Source organism: Streptomyces changanensis, from assembly GCF_024600715.1.
Taxonomy (GTDB): Bacteria; Actinomycetota; Actinomycetes; order Streptomycetales; family Streptomycetaceae; genus Streptomyces; species Streptomyces changanensis.
This window is the reverse complement of the sequence record NZ_CP102332.1, coordinates 19,067-36,092: the sequence shown is the minus strand read 5'-3', so window position 1 is coordinate 36,092 and position 17,026 is coordinate 19,067. Positions and strand designations below refer to the sequence as shown.

The following is a 17,026-nucleotide window of genomic DNA, read 5'->3' as shown; positions in this document are numbered from 1 at the left end:
CACACCCAACCCCACGAGCGCCGACTGCAACTGCCGATGCCCGAGTGCTTGTCTCCACCCTCATGACAGCCAGCCGAAGGCCGCGATCCGTCCCGAATGATCAGGAGTTGCGACTATGGAAGGTCGGCCGGGCCCTGACCGTCACCTTCGTCGCCGCGATCCTGGGCGCAGGCTGCGTTTTCTACAGCTTGGTTGTCCTGCTGGACTTCCAGGAGATCGACAGCACCGCGAAGCTCGACGCCAAGACGCTCTTCGACTTGGTGAAACTTTCCTTCGGCGTGGTTGCCGGGGCCGGCGCGCTCGTCGCCCTCGTCGTCGCCTACCGCCGCCAGCGCGTCGACGAAGCCGGCGCCCACCGCGAAGCCACCCGCCTCCACACCGAACGCTTCTCCCAGGCTGTCGACAAACTCGGCTCCGAGTCCCCAGCCGTCCGACTCGGCGGCGTCCACGCCTTGGCCGGCCTCGCCGACGACGCTCCCGACCACAGCCTGCGTCAGACATGCATCGACGTTCTGTGCGCCTACCTCCAGCTTCCCTTCACCCCTGACCCCGGCAACGACCCCGCCCACCAAGAGGAACACCACCGCTATCTGGCTTTTCGCAACGTCCGGCACACGATCCTGCGCCTCATCGGCGACCATTACCGACGCCCCCAGGGAACTCACCGCTCCTGGCAGGGATGCGACCTCGATCTCACCGGCGTCACCATCGACTGCAACACAGACTTCAGCCGCGCGGTGTTCTCCGGCGGCACGGTGTCCTTCGACGACGTGGTGTTCTCCGGCGGTGCGATGTCCTTCGATGGCGCGGTGTTCTCCGGCGGCAAGGTGTCCTTCCGCCGGACGACGTTCTCCGGGGGCAAGGTGTCCTTCCGCCGCGCGGTGTTCTCCGGCGGCACGGTGTCCCTCGTGGACGCGACGTTCTCCGGCGGCACGGTGTCCTTCGACCACACGACGTTCCTCAGCGGCAAGGTGTTCCTTGACGGCGCGACGTTCCTCAGCGGCAGGGTGTCCTTCGGCTGTGCGGTGTTCTCCGGCGGCACGGTGTCCTTCGGCGCCGCGGAGTTCTCCGGCGGCACGGTGTCTTTCCGTCGCGCGGAGTTCTCCGGTGGCAGGGTGGTCTTCGGCGGTGCGTTGTTCTCCGGTGGCACGGTGGCCTTCGGCCTCGCGGCGTTCTCCAGGGGCGCGGTGTCGTTCCGCGGCGCGACGTTCTCCGGTGACGAGGTGTCCTTCACCAGCGTGAGGTTCTTCGGCGGCGACGTGTCCTTCGGCGAAGCGACGGGTCCAGCCCCCTCAGGGCTGCTCGCTGCTGTCATCACTGCTTCTGTGCCGGTCGTCCTTCCCTCTGCTTGGCTTCCCGTGAATCCATAGGAGAGGGGCGAGAACGCCGCCCCCCTCGATGACGGCACCGCGGGCGGCCAGGGTGGGCCGGAGCCGCCTGAGGCGGCGAGCCATTGACCATCCCTTTCGGCAGCGAGGTAGTCACCGAAGCGAACCGGTTGAAGGTCGTCAGCCCGCCCGACGAGGAAAAACGCATCGTGCCGATTCTGGATGCCGGTATGGAGTTATGGAGGCGGTGGCACCCTACCGTCGGCCGCCCCCGCAAGGCCGCGAAGGGCCGCTCACGAGCCGGGAAGCCAGGCCATGTCCACTGTCCGTCCCGTGACGAATGTCGACGTCACCGCCTACGCGTAGGTGGTCCAAGGCGTCGATGCTCGACAACAGTGCGGCCCTTGGCCTCACACCGGGGCGGTTGCCGTCGCCCGGACCCGTATGCCGACCGGTGGGGGCGCCGGGTCGTTCATACGCCTCGTCCTCTCGGCCGCGGCAGCCGCCCGTGTTGTACCTGGCGGCAGGATGCGCACCGGGGTTTATACCGCCCTTGCCGTACCGAAGGGTGGGCTGCCGGCATGTGGTGCAGGGGGCCTACCCGGTCAGGACGACGAGTGGCATCCGGGGTCTCGGCGGCCTCCGCGGGCCGGGTGGGGGAAGGGGGCGAGGCGTAGCTGGGCCCTGCTGCGACGGGATGGCGGTTACTCCGCCGGGACGCAGGAGGAGGGCCGGCGTCAATCCGGAGTGTGCAGGGATTCGGCTGCTGCGGCGGCGATGGTCTTGGCCACGAGTTCGAGCGCCGGCACATCGAGCTTCCACTGTTGCCAGTAGAGCGGCACATCCACGGGGCGCCCTGGCGACAACTGCGTGAGGGCGCCCGACTGCAGCAACGGTTCCGCTTGTGGTTCCGGGACCAAGCCCCAGCCAAGACCGGCGGCCACTGCGTCACAGAAGCCCTCCGACGTGGGCACGTGGTGCCGGAGCCGGCCGGCGCCCGACCCGTCAGGCGTGAGGGATCGGACGAACCGGTCCTGCAGCTCGTCACGCCGGTCGAAAAGGATCACTGGCGCGTCGGGCAGGCAGCGCTCGAGCGGGCCGTTCGACAGGTGGTGCGCTGCGAACCGCGGGCTGGCCACCGGCAGGTATCGCGCCAGACCCAACGGGCGCACCGTGCAGCCCACCACGGGCTCGGCCGACGACGTCACGGCCGCCATCACTTTCCCCTCGCGCAGCAGCGCCGCGGTGTGGGCCTCGTCCTCGCGGTGCAGGTCGAAGCAGATCGGCGGGCTCTGGGGCACCCGTGTGAGGGCCGGGAGGAACCAGGTGGCCAGGGAATCCGCGTTCACCGCGATCGGCAGCCGGGTCCCGTGCGGCCGGGCTGCGAGTCCCAGTTCCCTCTGAGCATCCCGCTCCAGGGTGGTCAGCTGGCGCGCGAAGCGCACCACCACCTGCCCGGACTCTGTCGGTCGGACCGGCTTCGTGCGCATCAGTAGCACCCGGCCGGTGCGCTGTTCGAGCGCTTTGACCCTCTGGCTGACCGCGGAAGGTGTCACATGCAGAGCCGCAGCGGCAGCGTCGAAGGTGCCCTCGTCGACGACGGCGAGCAGCGTACGCACCTGGTCGAGGGGGAGCTCAGTCATCACAATGGCTAATGATACGTAAGAACATTTAGCTGTACTAAGGCCGAGGTCCTCCCTAGCGTCGGACGGCATGAGCAGCGGCATTCTTCCGGCGGCCATCGCCGGCTTCGGTACAGGCTTGTCCCTCATCGTCGCCATCGGCGCACAGAACGCGTTCGTGCTGCGGCAGGGAGCGCGCGGGCAGGCGGTTTTTGCGGTGGTAGGCATCTGTGCCGTATCCGACGCGGTCCTCATCGCCCTCGGCGTTGCCGGGCTTGGGGCCGTGGTCGGCGCGTGGCCCGCAGCACTGACCGCGGTCGGCTTGGCCGGCGGCGGCTTCCTGATCTGCTACGGCGTTCTGGCTGCTCGCCGAGCAATGCGACCTGCCGCCGGACAAGCGCTGACGACGAAGGGCGCCCTGGCGGGTTCCGTCCGCACCGCGGTGCTCACTTGCCTGGCCATGACCTGGCTCAACCCGCACGTCTACCTGGACACCGTGCTGCTGCTGGGCTCGGTCGCCGCCGACCGCGGCTCACTGCGCTGGGTCTTCGGCCTGGGCGCGATGCTGGCGAGCTTGGTGTGGTTCACAGGTCTCGGCTACGGCGCCCGACTCCTCAGCGGCGTCCTGTCTCGCCCCATCGCCTGGCGAGTGCTGGACACCTTGGTCGCAGCCACCATGCTCGCGATGGGTGCCATGCTCCTGGCCCGCACCCTGTGACCCTGTCCCCAGCGGAGGACTCCAACGGTGTGAGGCGCCGAGGGCTGTGGAGAACCGGCATTCGCCGGGCCGGCACATCAATGGTGACCACCCACCGTCAATGCGAACCGACGTCCCTATCACTCATGATCACGTCGTCGCGCCCGGAGCCGTCGGGGCTACCCGGCCCGCCGGTGCCGAGGCCACCCCCGCTCCGGTGCGCGGGGTCGGACACTGCGTGGCTGCCTTACTGAGCCGTCGGCCGTGCCGGCCTCGAGAGGCGCTGACCGGGGGTACCGCGGCCGGCGTCTGCTTCCGTCGGGCGTGCGTCGGATCCGGTCAATGACGCCGAAGCGAGGACACGTTCCGTTGCAGGCCGTCACCATGGGTGGCATCACCTTCACCGTCACCGGGAGGTCGCTATGGGTGGTCACAGCAAGCCGGCACCGGACCCGTCGACGGGGACCCCGCCGCCGGGCAACGCGGACGGGCAGGTGCCGCCTCCGCTTCCGTCTGACGGGAAGCACAAGAAGTAGTGAGCGTCGAGGAGCACGCGCGGCGGCAGGCAGCCGCCATGGAGCGCAACGGCTGCTGGCCAGGGCACTCGCCGTGGGTCCGTTCCGCCATGACCGCCCTGCCGCGGCACGTATTCACGCCCGACACGGTGTGGACGTGGGACGGCCACGCGTGGGAGCCGCTGACGCGGTCGGTCGATGAGAAGCGGTGGGCCGCTGCCGTCTACCAAGGCCCGTTCGACGCCACGGTCACGCAACTCGAGGGCGGATTGCCCTCGTCGAGTCTGTCGTGCCCGTCGGTGGTCGCCGACATGCTGGACTCCCTCCGCCTCGACCCCGGCCACCGTGTCCTGGAACTCGGGACCGGGACGGGGTGGAACGCCGCTCTGCTCGCGCATCGGGCGGGGCCCGGGGTGGTGACCAGCGTGGAGGTGGACCTGCACCTGGCCGCCGAGGCGGAGCGCCGCTTGGCGGCGGCCGGGCTCGTCGTCGCCGTGCATGTCGGTGACGGCGCTGCCGGGTGGCTGCAAGGGAGTCCGTTCGACCGCGTGATCGCCACCTACGCGGTGGAGGAGGTGCCGTGGGCGTGGGTGGAACAGACCCGGCCGGGCGGACGGATCGTCACACCGTGGGGGCGCCTTGGGCACGTCGCGCTGACCGTGGCCGATGACGGGGCCTCGGCGGAGGGGTGGGTGCAGGGGCTGGGGATGTTCATGCCCGCCCGCGGCGTCGAGCAGGGCCTGGAGCTGCACCGGGTCCGCGAGCGCCATCCCTGCGGCCCCAAGGATGCCGTCTTCGGCCGGGCGGCCGCGGGGCTGGCCGACGCGAGCCTGCTGTTCGCGCTGCGCGTCCTCCTGCCCGATGTACGGGTCTCCACCGACAGAGGCGCCGCGGCGGCGACCGCCTGGCTCCACGACGCTCACTCCTCCTGGGCCTGCCTCACCGATCACCCGGACGGGCGGACGACCGTCGAGCGGGGCGGGCCACGCCACCTGCACGAGGAGATCGCCGGTGCCTGGGAGCAGTGGGAGCAAGCCGGTCGGCCCTCGCTGTACGACTTCGGCATGACCCGCACCGAGCACGAACAGTGGATCTGGAGCGAGGTCGACGGGGTACGCCGCCGCTGGGAGCCGACCTTGGCGCCCCGGCCCGTACCCGGCGCCGCCGCCTGACACCGCCGCGCGGCCACCGCGCGGCGCGATACGCCCCCGGGCTGGCACGCCCGAACCGGGAGAGGATGGCGGGTGCTGGACCCGGCGGGGCAGCAGCCGCAGCAACGGGCGTGGCGGAGCCAGCGGATCAGGCCACAGGGTGAACACTGACGCAAGCGGACGCCGTACCAGCTGGTGCCCGACACTGTCACCCCGGGCCCGGCGACCTGGTCCCGCGCTCCGGCGGATGGTGCGGGGGCGGGCGCCTCGGAGCGTGCCGGGTCGGCCACTAGCCGGACCTGATCCGGCCCGGCCGGATCACTCGGCGTTCTGCCGGCGCAGAAGCTGACCCAGACCCGCCCCGGCGCGAAGGGCGCGCTGCTGCTCGAGGCGTGCGTCCCGGTCTCGGAGTTCGGCGGCGCCTGGCCCCAGGGCGTCCCGGTCCAGATTCACGGCATGGACGCGGATCCGTTCTTCGCCGGGGAGGGGGACGTGGACGCCGCCCGAGCGGTCGTCAGGGCGGCTGCCGATGCCGAGCTGTTCCTCTGCCCCGGTGACAGGCACCTGTTCACCGACAGCAGCCTCCCGTCCTACGACGAACAGTCCGCGATGAGGGTTCACCACCGGGTGCTCGGCTTCCTCGACCGCGTCGAGTAGGGGTTCGACGACCTGGTCCTGTCGGCGGCGGGGCGGCCGTCCGCATGAGTTCGATGACGAAGACACCGGCACGGATCGCGCCTGCGTCGCGCCCACGATGGCGGGCCCGCTGCCAGGATCGCGTGCTCCCGGTCAGCGACATGACGGCGGATCACCCGGCGGGAGCTGCCCACAAGGCCGCGCTGCCGATCCCCACTGCGCGTACCCCTCCAAGGGCACGGGCGACCGGCGCGTCCCCTTCCGCTCGCGTGAGCAGGTCGGTGTGTACGTGGACGGCACCGAACGCCGGTACGACAACTTCGCCTGAGCGCCACCTCCGTCAGCCCGACGACATCGCCACCCAGCACAACCTTCTGACGTGATCATGAGTCCGACCGGGCGTGCAGCTCCTGCTGCGCGCCCGATCGCTTGAGAGGAACCCGTTTTGATCCACGTTCGTCCCGCCCGACAGCAACTCGTCGCGGCCGTCTCCACCGTTGTGGCCGTGACCGTCGGTGCGGGCCTCGTGACGGCGCCCGCGATCGCCGCGACGCCCACCGCCGCCGTCGCCGCGGCCGCCGGATCCGCCGACGCCCGGGCGACCGTCGACGGCGTGATCTCCCTTCCCCGCACCGACCAGATCCTCAGTGTCGGCCCGACCGGGTTTCTGTCGGTGGAGCGCCGATGGGACCACACGTACTACCGCTGGACCAGCACCGTCGACGGCACCACCACGACGCTCCCGGAGTGGTACAGCGGGTACCGCGGTGGCGGTTCCGACACCGTCGTCGCCAAGGAGGACGGCACGACCCGGTACCTGCTCCATGACATGTCGTCGCCGGGCAGCGACCCCGCGGTCGTCAACCAGACCGACACCCGGCTCTTCTGGAAGGGCGTGGTCGGCAGGACTCTCGTCTTCTCGTCCTGGGACAGCCAGAGCAAGGTGGGCCAGCTCCGTCTGATCGGCGAGGGGAACCAGGCGGGCAGCGACCGGCAGGTGACCGGCCTCACGCCGAACGCGAGGGTCCAGAGCGTCGAGGCCCTGTCGGACAGCTCGGCGCTCGTCCGGTACGTCTCGGCGGACGCCGACACCGACCGCTCCTACCTCGCCGTCGTGGACGTCGCCACCGCCTCCGTCGTCGAGAAGCGGGAGGTGGGCGTGTCCGCGTACGACACCGACATGGCCCTCTCCGGGGACCGCTGGGTCTGGGTCGACGCCCCGACGTCCGCGCACGCCAAGCTCATGCACGCCACCCGCGACGGTTCGGGGAGCACGCCGGCCGTGGAGGCGGCCGACCTGGGCAACTCCGTCCGCCCGCACATCGGCGTCCTGGGGGACTGGGTCACGTACGCGGCTCCGGGCGGCGCCGCCGCGACCGAAGCGTCCCCGCGCTTCGCGCTCAGTGCCGTCAGCCTCGTCGACGGAGCCACGGTCAAGCTCCTCGACCACGCCTCGTCCACCGTCCCCACCGCCGACGGCGCGCTCCTGGTGCGCGGCGGTACGGTCGCCCACGGCGAGGGGGTCTACCGGATCGCACTCGGGGCGGACGGCAAGCCCGCCGCCACGCTCATCGCGAGCACCGGTGAGCCGACCGCGCTCACGTTGCACACCGCGGCCACTCCCCAGGTCGTCGACCTCGACCAGAACAACGGTCAGGCCCTGCTCCGCTGGGTGCTCTCCCGGACCAACGCCCAGGGCTCGGTGACGGTGCGTCATGTCGCCACGGGCCGCAGCGTGCGGCACGACTTCGCGCAGGCGGCCGCCTACGAGGGCAAGGGATCCGTCGACTTCCGCTGGGACGGGATGCTCCCCAACGCCCAGGGCATGAAGGAGTTCGCGCCCAGCGGCGACTACGCCTGGGACTTCACCGCCTCCCCGCTCAACGGCATCGGCCCGGACGTCGCGCAGACCGGCACCTTCAAGGTCGCCCGCACGGCCGGCCTGCACGACTACACGGACAACAGCACACCAGACCTGCTCTCCCGTGACGCCGCGGGCGTGCTGTGGCGCGACGACTCGGCCAAGGTGGCGTCCGCGCCGCAGCCGTACTCGACGGGGCGGGTGAAGGTCGGCGGCGGCTGGCAGATCTACAACCAGCTGGAGGCCGTCGGGAACATCGCCGGCAGCCCGGCCGGCGACCTCGTCGCCCGTGACAAGGACGGCGTGCTCTGGCTCTACCAGGGCAACGGAAACGGCAACTTCGCCGCCCGTACGAAGATCGGCGTCGGCTGGCAGATCTACCCCAGCATGACCGGCGGCAGTGACCTCGACGGCGACGGGAAGTCCGACCTCCTCGCCACCGACGCCGCCGGCGACGTGTGGTTCTACAGGGGCACGGGCAGCGCGAGCGCGCCGTTCGCATCCCGCAAGAAGATCGACTCGGGCTGGGGGATCTACAACCAGCTCACCGCCACCGGCCACATCACCGGCACCTCCGCCGGAGACCTCGTCGCCCGCGACAAGGCCGGCGTCCTGTGGCTGTACGAGGGCAAGGGCGACGGCACCTTCGCGCCGCGTACCAGGATCGGCGCGGGCTGGGGCGTCTTCACCCACCTCGTCGGCATCGGCGACGCCGACCGCGACGGGCGGGCCGATCTCTACGCGGTCGGAACCTCGGGCGCCAAGTTCTACGCGGGCACCGGCGACACGGCGGCCCCCTTCAAGCCCGCTGCCCCGGGCAACCTGCTCTGGGACTCGGCACCCGTCGACTCGGTTCTCTGACGACGTCGACCTCCATCCGGTGACCCAGTCCTGACGGGAGGTCGGCACGGTCGCCCGGATGGGTCCTTTCGCCGCGGCGCTCCTTGGCGGCGTCCCAGGCGCCGGTGAGGGCGGATACGAGCAGCAGCCCGCATCCGCCCTCGTCAGGTGCCGTGAGGGACGGGTCTCGGCTTCCTGCCCCGGCGCTCGCCCGCTGTCGTCCGGAGCCCGCCTTGCCGGGCGACTGTCGGAACCCAGCCCGCACACGCCCCGTTCGCTCCGGCCGCGCCTTGCGGCCCGGCCCGGCCGCGCGGCGGCCTGCGGCTTGGCTCGTCGGCCGCCGCGCCGTGACTCACGGCCACGGGGTGGTCGTCCGGTCGCCCCGCCGCTGCTTCTCTTTCACCGCCCCGCGCCGCGAGGTCGTCGTCCAACCGTCGCCCAGCAGCCGTCCGGCGCGGCGCGTGCCCGGTTGTCGCTGGTCCTCCGTCGCGCCCGGGCTGCCGCCTGTCGTTCCTTGGCCACCCGGCCGCCCGGTCGCCGTGGTGGGGTGGCTCTTTCCGCCTGTCCCGGCGCCATGGCCGCCGCGACCTTGGCGCTCGCCTGCCGGCGCCTCGCCGACGGCCTTCCCCTGACTGATGGCACAGGGTTGCGCGCCGCCGAACGGACCACCGACATCGCGAGACACCGGCCGGGTCGCCGCCACCAAGCCGTCGTCATGCTTTCTCCGCCCACCGGGGGCTGGGCTGCCCCGTCCGGTCGCCGGCCGTCCGAGGCGCGACCTCCTGCGGTATCGGGGCCTACGAGGCCAGCCGCTCTTGTGTTTGATGACCGGATTCGGTCGCTCCCAGGCCACGTTCGGGCTGGCTGATCTCGGCCCACACCGCGTCGAGTGAGAGGCCGAGGACGTCGGCGATCGCTGCGATGGTCGGGAAGGCAGGGGTGGCCACGCGGCCCGTCTCGATCTTCCGGAGGGTTTCCGGTGAGATCCGTGCGGCCAGGGCGGTATCGAGCATCGAGCGCTCTCCCCTGGCCCGTCGCAGGAGGGCGCCGAGGCGTTCTCCGCGTTCGACTTCTGCGGGAGTGAGCGGCAATCTGACCATGATCCCGATTCTAATACCGGTACAGTATGGCCGGTATAGTTATTGGCGGCGTGAGAAGGGCGCTACGTGATCGAGATTCTGAACCCCACCCTGCTGGCCCGGGCAAGAAACACAGGTGCCCTGGTCGCCGACATCCTGCAGACGCTGAAGAGCCGCAGCGTGATCGGCACGAACCTTCTGGACATCGACCGGTGGGCCAAGGCCATGATCGTCGAGGCCGGAGCCACGTCTTGTTATGTCGACTACGAGCCATCCTTCGGACGCGGCCCGTTCGGTCACCACATCTGCACAGGCGTCAACGACGCCGCACTCCACGGACGGCCGCACGACTACACGCTTGCTGACGGCGATCTGCTGACCCTCGACCTCGCCGTCTCCACAGGTGGAGTCGCTGCAGACGCCGCCATCAGCTTCATCGTGGGCGACGTAAGACCCCCGGAGAGCGTCGCGATGATCAGTACAACCGAACGCGCGCTGGCCGCAGGGATCGCCGCTGCCGGGCCCGGGGCTCGCATCGGCGACATATCCCATGCCATCGGCACGGTCCTCAGTGAGGCCGGCTACCCGATCAACACCGAGTTCGGAGGTCACGGCATCGGATCGACGATGCACCAGGACCCGCACGTCTCGAACACCGGACGGCCGGGCCGTGGATACAAACTGCGCCCCGGGCTGCTGCTGGCACTGGAGCCGTGGGTCATGGCGGACACCGCTCAACTCGTCACTGATGCCGATGGGTGGACGCTCCGCAGCGCGACAGGCTGCCGGGCAGCACACAGTGAGCACACGATCGCTATCACTCATGACGGAGCCGAGATTCTCACCTTGCCGAGGCAGGATCAGCCGTGAGCTTGGAGCCCTCCGTCCCTCTTCTTCAAGCACCTGGCGGGCTTGTGAATGGTCGACGATCCGGGCCTACGGCTCTGACGGCGTCGACCGCCCGGCGGAGCGGGCGCGGGCAGCGGCTGTAGCGGTGTGAACCCGGGTGCGGCCAGTGGTCGACACAGCGCCGGCGGCCGTCGACACCGTCCCCGTGGCGCACGTGTGGCGTGGCGCGGTCAAGCACCACCACCTGCTCGCCGAAGCCCGCCGCCCCTCTCACGCGCTGCGTGTCCGACCCACCAGCCCGGCCTGGACGAGACGATCGCCTAGAGCGGCGTCGACCACTTCACCCGCCCCCGGCGGGGCCGGATGGCGACCGCCGACCTGCGTGCCCTGTACCCACCGCAACCGGGCCGCGTTCCCCTGAAGCGTGTTGCAGAGGGCTGCGGATCGGGCATTTCCCCTGTGTCGCCGGGGTGTTGAAGGCTGAGCCGTTGTGGGTGGTGACGTTCACGGGTCTGCGGATGCGGCAGTTCGAGCGGCTGCTGAAGGTCGTGCGGGAGCGGGGTGGGGACGGGCCCGGGGGCGGCCGGCCGTGGTGCCTTCCGCCGGCCGACCGGATACTGCTGGTGGCCGTCTACTACCGCACGAACCTCGCCATGCGGCAGCTCGCGCCGCTGTTCGGCGTCCCGCCGGCGACAGTGTGCCGGGTCATCCAGCGGATGCGGCCGCTCCTGGCCATCGAGCCGGCTACCCGCCCTGCCGATGTGGTCGAGCGGTTGTGGATCGTGGACGGCACCCTGACCCCGGTCCGCGACCGGAAGGTCGCAGCCTCCTCACGCAACTACCGGTTCTCCGTGAACGTGCAGGTCATCATCGCCGACACGAAACTCGTCATCGCGGCGGCCAGGCCGGTCCCCGGGACGACCGTGGACGCGAAGGCATAGCGGGACTCCGGTCTTTGGCCGAGCGAGGCGAAGGCATGACCGTGCCGGGCGACGGGGCCTGCCTCACACCGGCCTCGTCGTCCCGCACCGCAAACGTCCCGGACGGGCACTCCTGCCCGGTGAGGAAGAGGACAACGCCGAACACCGACGGGTCCGGGCCCGCGTCGAGCACGCCTTCGCCCGCATGAAGCACTGCAAGATCCTCCGCGACTTCCGACAGCCCGGCAACAGGCTCCATCACGCCGTCCAGGCCGTCGCCCACATGCACAACCTCGCCCTGGGCGCATGATCAGACCACCCCCAAAACCAGCCCTGACCAGCCTGAACACAACCTTCCGCAACACGCTTTAGGCGGCGTACACGCCCTGGTCGGTCTCGCCGACGACGCACTCACCCGGGAACCACGCCAGTCTTCATCGACGTCCTGTGCGCCTATCGTGCCCCCCCGGCAAACTCGACCGCTCCTTCATGAGCAGCCCGCAGCAGTGTCCTGGCCGGCTCAGACGAAGCGAGGCTCCCGGTGTCGCGTCCGGGGCGCGAAGTGGTCGACGGTCAGGGCCGCTGGCGGTCGGGCGCGAGCGCGATGATCAGCAGGCAGGACAGGCGCCCGCTGGACAACACGGGCCGATGGTCACCCGCTCAGCGGTACCCAAGGTGCACCAGGGCATCGTGCCGCGTACACCGGAAACCATGAAGCTGACTGCGTCCATACGCTTTTTCGCCAGCGGGCTCCTGCTGGCGAGCACTGTTGTGGGGTGCACGCCTGCGGCATCTTCCCCTGGTGGGGGGCGCGCGGCACCCGCTACCGTGCCGCCGGATGACATCACCGAAAGGCTGGGTGACCAGCACGTGCCACCGGCGCAGGAGGGTGCTTCCGTACTGCAAAGCTCTGGGCAGCCGACCCAAGAGGTCGTGGCGGCCTACGTGACCGACGTCGTCCAAGACGCCGACAGGCTTTGGACCGACTTCTTCACGCGACAGATGAATCTTCGTGAGCCATTGGTGAGCTACGTGGTCATCACCCCCGAGCAGCAACCGATTCGCAGCAAGTGCCCCGCGCCGGGAGGCGGCCCTCTCGATATCGCTCATGACACGCCCAACGCTTACTACTGCTCGGCCGACGAGCGTTCCCCCGGCTACTTGGGAACCATCTATCTACCCGTCACCACCATGCAGAAGATGTGGACAGGAAAGGTCCTGGGGAACATCTCGAAGCGGGGAGGGGACTTCGCCGCTGCCATCGTGACCGCTCACGAATTCGGTCACCACGTAGTCGACGAACTCCATGCGCAGTACAGCGAACGCGACCAAGTCGCCTACGGGCGTCCGGCTGGGAAGTGGACTGAGCTGATCGCCGACTGCATGGCGGGCGTGTGGGCGACCCACGCCTACCACAGCGGCTACCTCACGGCCGAAAACTATGAAGAGGCCGTCTCCGCATTGGAGGCGATCGGGGACTACCAGTACTACGCACCCGACCACCACGGCACACCGCAAGAGCGCAAGGAAGCGCTCCTCACCGGGTACAACGGCATCCCAAATCGCCACGCCCCTGGAGCGCCAAGCGCGTGCGTGGAGAAATACTGGAAAACGGGTTGAACCCCGCTCGGAAGCAAATGGCTGCCACAATCGGAAGCTGAGGAGGTGGCTCCGGCGTAACCGTCTCAACGCCTCTCCGGCCGGGAGGTCACACACGCATGACATCGTCGACACGGGCGGCCACAACGGATCGGCACACGGCCGCGCGAAAGGCCTACGTGGGCACCAGTACCGACGAGCCGGCTATGGCCGCAGTCCGGGTTGGGCTGCCCACCCTCTGTTGACCGGTCCAAAAGCCGTCAGAGCCTGCCGCCACGAGGTCACCGGTCGTGTCCGTCCCCCGGTCCGGGGGATGGCGGGCGCAGCCGGTCCGGGCAGGCATTCGGCGTCGTCCTCGGCGGGCTCAGGTTCACCTTCCGTCTCCGCGGACCGCATTCGGGCAGATGGTTGATTACGGAGACGTATGCACAACTGCCGCAGTGAATGCCGAATTTACTGCGGCAGAGCCCCTGCCGTGATCACCGCGCCCTGCGGCGGACCATTCCGGCCGCCGGGGCGAGGTGTACGCACCCGGGTGGTGCCCCTGTCCGCCCCGCCCGTGTCCCACCGGCCCGAATATGTTCCCGCCGGGGATCCCTGGGCGGTCCGGGAGTAGCAGCCTGCGGGCGACCAGCGCCGCGAGGGCCAGTGCCACCGTCGCCGCGAGCCATCCGCCAAGGCCCGCCAAGGGGCCAACCTCCGCGGGCATCACCACGGCCAGCACCGGCGGGGCCGTACCGGCGGCCGCCAGTACCGGGACCCACCACCACGCCTCACGTCCGGAGGAACGGCGGCCGAGCCACGCGGCCACCGCCAAAAGGCCGACAACGACAAGTCTCACCTCGCCGACCGAGCTGACCCGGCCAGCGACGTGGCGGCAGATCGGCAACGCCACCGACCTTCCGCTGACGGGCGGGTACCGCGTCCTCGTCGAGTGGACCTGTACAGCGGCGGCCGAAGCCCGTGCCCTGACGGGCTGGCGAAGACCGGCTGTGGCCGGGTGCACCTGCAGTGGGACACCCCTCGACGGGCTGGACCGGGTGGGCCGGAAGCACCCGGGCGTCACCGTCGGTCAGACGCCGATCGGCGCGGCGACCGGGACAGTGGTGCAGCTCTTCATCCCGATCACCGGCCCTGGCCGCCGAGTCCGCAGTCGGGCAGTCGGTTGCGCGACAAACCTTGGTTGCCGCCTGTGCGGCCACCTACGTCAACATGACGCCTTTAGATTCACTCGATTGAATGGCGGGTTCGGTCGTGTCGTGACCCTTTTCGGTCGTTCACCGGGTGGCTTCTGATCACGCCGGGAACCTGTGTGCAGCTCGTGGTGTGAGCCGGCGGGTCTTGGCTGTGGCAGGCCGTCACGTGCCCTGTGCACTTGCCCGCCAAACCTGCCTCGTAGGGATGGCCGGGACCCTGGGCCGGTCACTGTCAGTCAACTGCTGATGTGTGCTGTCCTTCCGTGCTGTCAGCCTCCCGCCGCCCTGCCCGAAATTCGGGACTGGTCGGTGGGCGCCCCAGCGGTATGCAAGGGGGAAGACGATGACCACTCCTGTCCCACTCCGTGTAGCGCTCGTCAACGGCAGCTTCGAGGAACCTGCCGTCACCAACTTCGAGATCCTCCCCGACGCCTCCCAGACACAAGCGGCTCGTCGCGTGCCGGGCTGGCTCACCACGGCGCCCGACCACATGATCGAACTGTGGCGCTCCGGCTTCAACGGCGTCCCCGCGGCCGAGGGAGCCCAGTTCGCCGAGCTCAACGCCAACCACGTGTCGACGCTCTACCAGGACCTGCCGACCACGCCCGGCACGACGCTGTACTGGCGGCTGTACCACCGCGGCCGGCTCGGTCAGGACACGATGGCGCTGGACATCGGTGCGCCGGGGACGGTGGTCGAGCAGCGGCGATTCACCGACGGCAACAGCGCCTGGGGCTACTACACCGGCACCTACACGGTGCCGGCCGGCCAGACCACGACCAGGTTCGCCTTCCGGTCCATCGCGTCAGCGGGCGGCAACCAGGGTGTGGGGAACTTCCTGGACGGGGTGTTCTTCGGCACCGCGCCGCTGGTGGTACTCACCAAGTCCGCGATCCCCGAGGGGCCGCTGGACGTGGGGGACGTCATCACGTACCGCATCACCGCCAGGAACGAAGGCGGCGGCGCGGCCGAGAACCTCGTCCTGACCGACGCCATCCCGGCCGGCACCACGTACGTACCCGGGTCGCTGCGCATCGTCGACGGCCCCAACGCCGGCCCCAAGACGGACCAGGCCGGCGACGACCAGGCGTCTGTCGGCGCCGAGGACAATCGGGTCGTCTTCCGCGTCGGCAACGGGGCCACCAGCGGGCAGGGAGGCAGCCTGCCCAGCACCGAGACCGCACCCGCGGGCACCACGGTGGAGTACCGGGTCCGGATCGACGAGGCGAGCGCCGGCAGGCGCGTCACCAACACGGCGACGGCCACGTACGAAAACCGCCTCGGCCCGACCCCCGAGCCGCTGACCGCCACCTCCAACGAGGCGGTCACCGAGGTCCGCGCGGCTGCCGACCTGAGGATCGTCAAGTCCGCGGACGCCACCACCGTCACCGTCGGTCAGACCGTTACCTACCGCATCACCATCCGTAACACCGGCCCCAATGCGGCCACGGGCGCCACCGTCACCGACCACCTGCCCGACAACCTCGCCTTCGTCTCCGCCACCGCCACCACCGGCACCTACGACCCGGACAGCGGCCGGTGGACCATCGGCGACCTGGCCGAAGGCGCCACCGCCACCCTCACCCTGCGGGCCAAGGCCACCCAGGCCGGACCCCTCACCAACACCGCCACCGCGGACGCCGCCGAGACCGACCCCCGCCCCGGCAACAACACCGACACCGTCACCATCTGTGTGGAGGACGCTTCCCCCTGCTGTGACCCGTGCGGCAAACGCCCGCCGCGGGGATGCGACCCGTGCGGCGGCGTGGACATCGACCCGACCCCCTGCAACGCGCTGAAGTGCACCCAGGCCGGCCTGCTCGTACCGCGCACCCGCGTCGCGGGAACATCGGGACCGGCGCCGGCCCGCATCGCCGACAACCGGCAGTCGGTCGACATCGTCGTGGCGTCCCCGGAAGCGGGCGACTGCCCGCAGGACTACACGGTCCGTGCCTACCTGACACCCCTGCGCGGAGAGGCCGCCACCCCGGTCCCCGACGTCGACCTGCGACCCACCCGCGCCAACGACACTTGGGCCGACACCACCCTGCAGGTCACGCTTCCCCACCCCGGGGTGTACCTGGTGACCGGCGACATCGACACGAACATCTGCGCGACCATCGACTACGGCGGCGGCACGAACCTGTGGACCGAAGTCCGCCTGGTCCACGCGCAGTCCGGCGCCGTCGAGCTCGGCCCCCGCCAGTCGGCACAGCACCAGTTCCGCGCGGCGAGCGACACCCGCTTCCAGCACTGCATGCACGGCCCCACACCCCTGACCGGTCTGGTCACCGTGTCCGAGGCGCAGGGATCCAAGACGGTCCGTGTGCAGGCCGTCCTCCACGGCGGCGGACCCGGCAACGGCCTGGACGACGCCACACTCGAAGCCTCCGCCTTCCAGGGCGACCGCTCCTACCTGACGTACGTGAAGATCGCGGACTGACACCTTCCACCGGTCCCGGAGCGGCACCCGCCGCTCCGGGGCCGGTGCCTTCCCTGCGCGACCGCCGCCGGATCTCTCCGGCACCCGACAGACGCCCTGCACACATGCCCTGGACACGCGTGTGCTCGCTGGCGGTCAACCGGACCGCCAGCGAGCACACGGACGGTTCACGTCACTGGAGCGTGCGGATCGACCACCCAGCGCGCAAGGTGAGCGTCTGGCCGACTTCGCCGGTCACTCGGCTCCACAGGTGACGACGCCTGAGCGTCGGGTCATTCGATGTACCGGCA

Annotated in this window: 9 protein-coding genes and 2 pseudogenes; 9 read left to right on the top strand and 2 right to left on the bottom strand. The window is 70.2% G+C overall.

Annotation, left to right across the window (positions count from 1 at the left end):
- Window positions 1-44: 44 nt before the first annotated feature.
- Entirely contained in the window at window positions 45-1,370 is a 1,326-nt protein-coding gene (locus NRO40_RS00140; RefSeq protein ID WP_232790913.1) for a pentapeptide repeat-containing protein, read from the top strand.
- Window positions 1,371-2,065: 695 nt separating this feature from the next.
- Here the strand turns inward: NRO40_RS00140 and NRO40_RS00135 are convergent.
- Window positions 2,066-2,971 carry a LysR family transcriptional regulator ArgP gene (locus NRO40_RS00135; protein ID WP_058940136.1) on the bottom strand — a complete coding sequence of 302 codons (906 nt, stop codon included), beginning with the start codon at window positions 2,969-2,971 and terminating at the stop codon, window positions 2,066-2,068.
- A gap of 70 nt (window positions 2,972-3,041) precedes the next feature.
- Between NRO40_RS00135 and NRO40_RS00130 the strand changes: the two genes are divergently transcribed.
- The 4 genes from NRO40_RS00130 (at window position 3,042) to NRO40_RS00115 (ending at window position 8,671) form a co-directional block, all read left to right on the top strand.
- Complete coding sequence (locus tag NRO40_RS00130) at window positions 3,042-3,668, top strand: LysE/ArgO family amino acid transporter (RefSeq protein WP_058940101.1); 627 nt, start codon at window positions 3,042-3,044, stop codon at window positions 3,666-3,668.
- Window positions 3,669-4,182: 514 nt separating this feature from the next.
- Complete coding sequence (locus NRO40_RS00125; protein ID WP_058940102.1) at window positions 4,183-5,334, top strand: methyltransferase domain-containing protein; 1,152 nt, start codon at window positions 4,183-4,185, stop codon at window positions 5,332-5,334.
- Between the two features lie 309 nt (window positions 5,335-5,643).
- On the top strand, window positions 5,644-5,970 hold the full coding sequence (locus NRO40_RS30490) for a dienelactone hydrolase family protein (protein ID WP_107114965.1): 327 nt from the start codon (window positions 5,644-5,646) through the stop codon (window positions 5,968-5,970).
- A gap of 424 nt (window positions 5,971-6,394) precedes the next feature.
- The gene (locus NRO40_RS00115) at window positions 6,395-8,671 is read left to right on the top strand and encodes an FG-GAP repeat domain-containing protein (RefSeq protein ID WP_157901773.1); all 2,277 of its coding nucleotides are present in this window, start codon (window positions 6,395-6,397) and stop codon (window positions 8,669-8,671) included.
- A gap of 776 nt (window positions 8,672-9,447) precedes the next feature.
- On the opposite strand, the gene NRO40_RS00110 is transcribed toward NRO40_RS00115, so the two are convergent.
- On the bottom strand, window positions 9,448-9,750 hold the full coding sequence (locus NRO40_RS00110; protein WP_058940105.1) for a helix-turn-helix domain-containing protein: 303 nt from the start codon (window positions 9,748-9,750) through the stop codon (window positions 9,448-9,450).
- A 66-nt stretch (window positions 9,751-9,816) separates the two neighbouring features.
- On the opposite strand from NRO40_RS00110, the gene map reads away from it, so the two are divergent.
- The 4 genes and pseudogenes from map to NRO40_RS00090 form a co-directional block, all read left to right on the top strand.
- Window positions 9,817-10,599 (top strand): type I methionyl aminopeptidase, encoded by a 783-nt coding sequence (gene map / locus NRO40_RS00105; RefSeq protein WP_058940106.1) that lies wholly within the window; start codon window positions 9,817-9,819, stop codon window positions 10,597-10,599.
- Window positions 10,600-11,096: 497 nt separating this feature from the next.
- A pseudogene (locus tag NRO40_RS00100) lies at window positions 11,097-11,808 on the top strand (transposase family protein).
- Window positions 11,809-12,209: 401 nt separating this feature from the next.
- A complete protein-coding gene (locus tag NRO40_RS00095) occupies window positions 12,210-13,118 on the top strand; it encodes a neutral zinc metallopeptidase (RefSeq protein WP_257375300.1) in 909 nt (302 codons plus the stop codon).
- A gap of 1,518 nt (window positions 13,119-14,636) precedes the next feature.
- Window positions 14,637-16,019, top strand: a pseudogene (locus tag NRO40_RS00090) (DUF7507 domain-containing protein); the annotation flags it as partial.
- Window positions 16,020-17,026 lie beyond the last annotated feature (1,007 nt).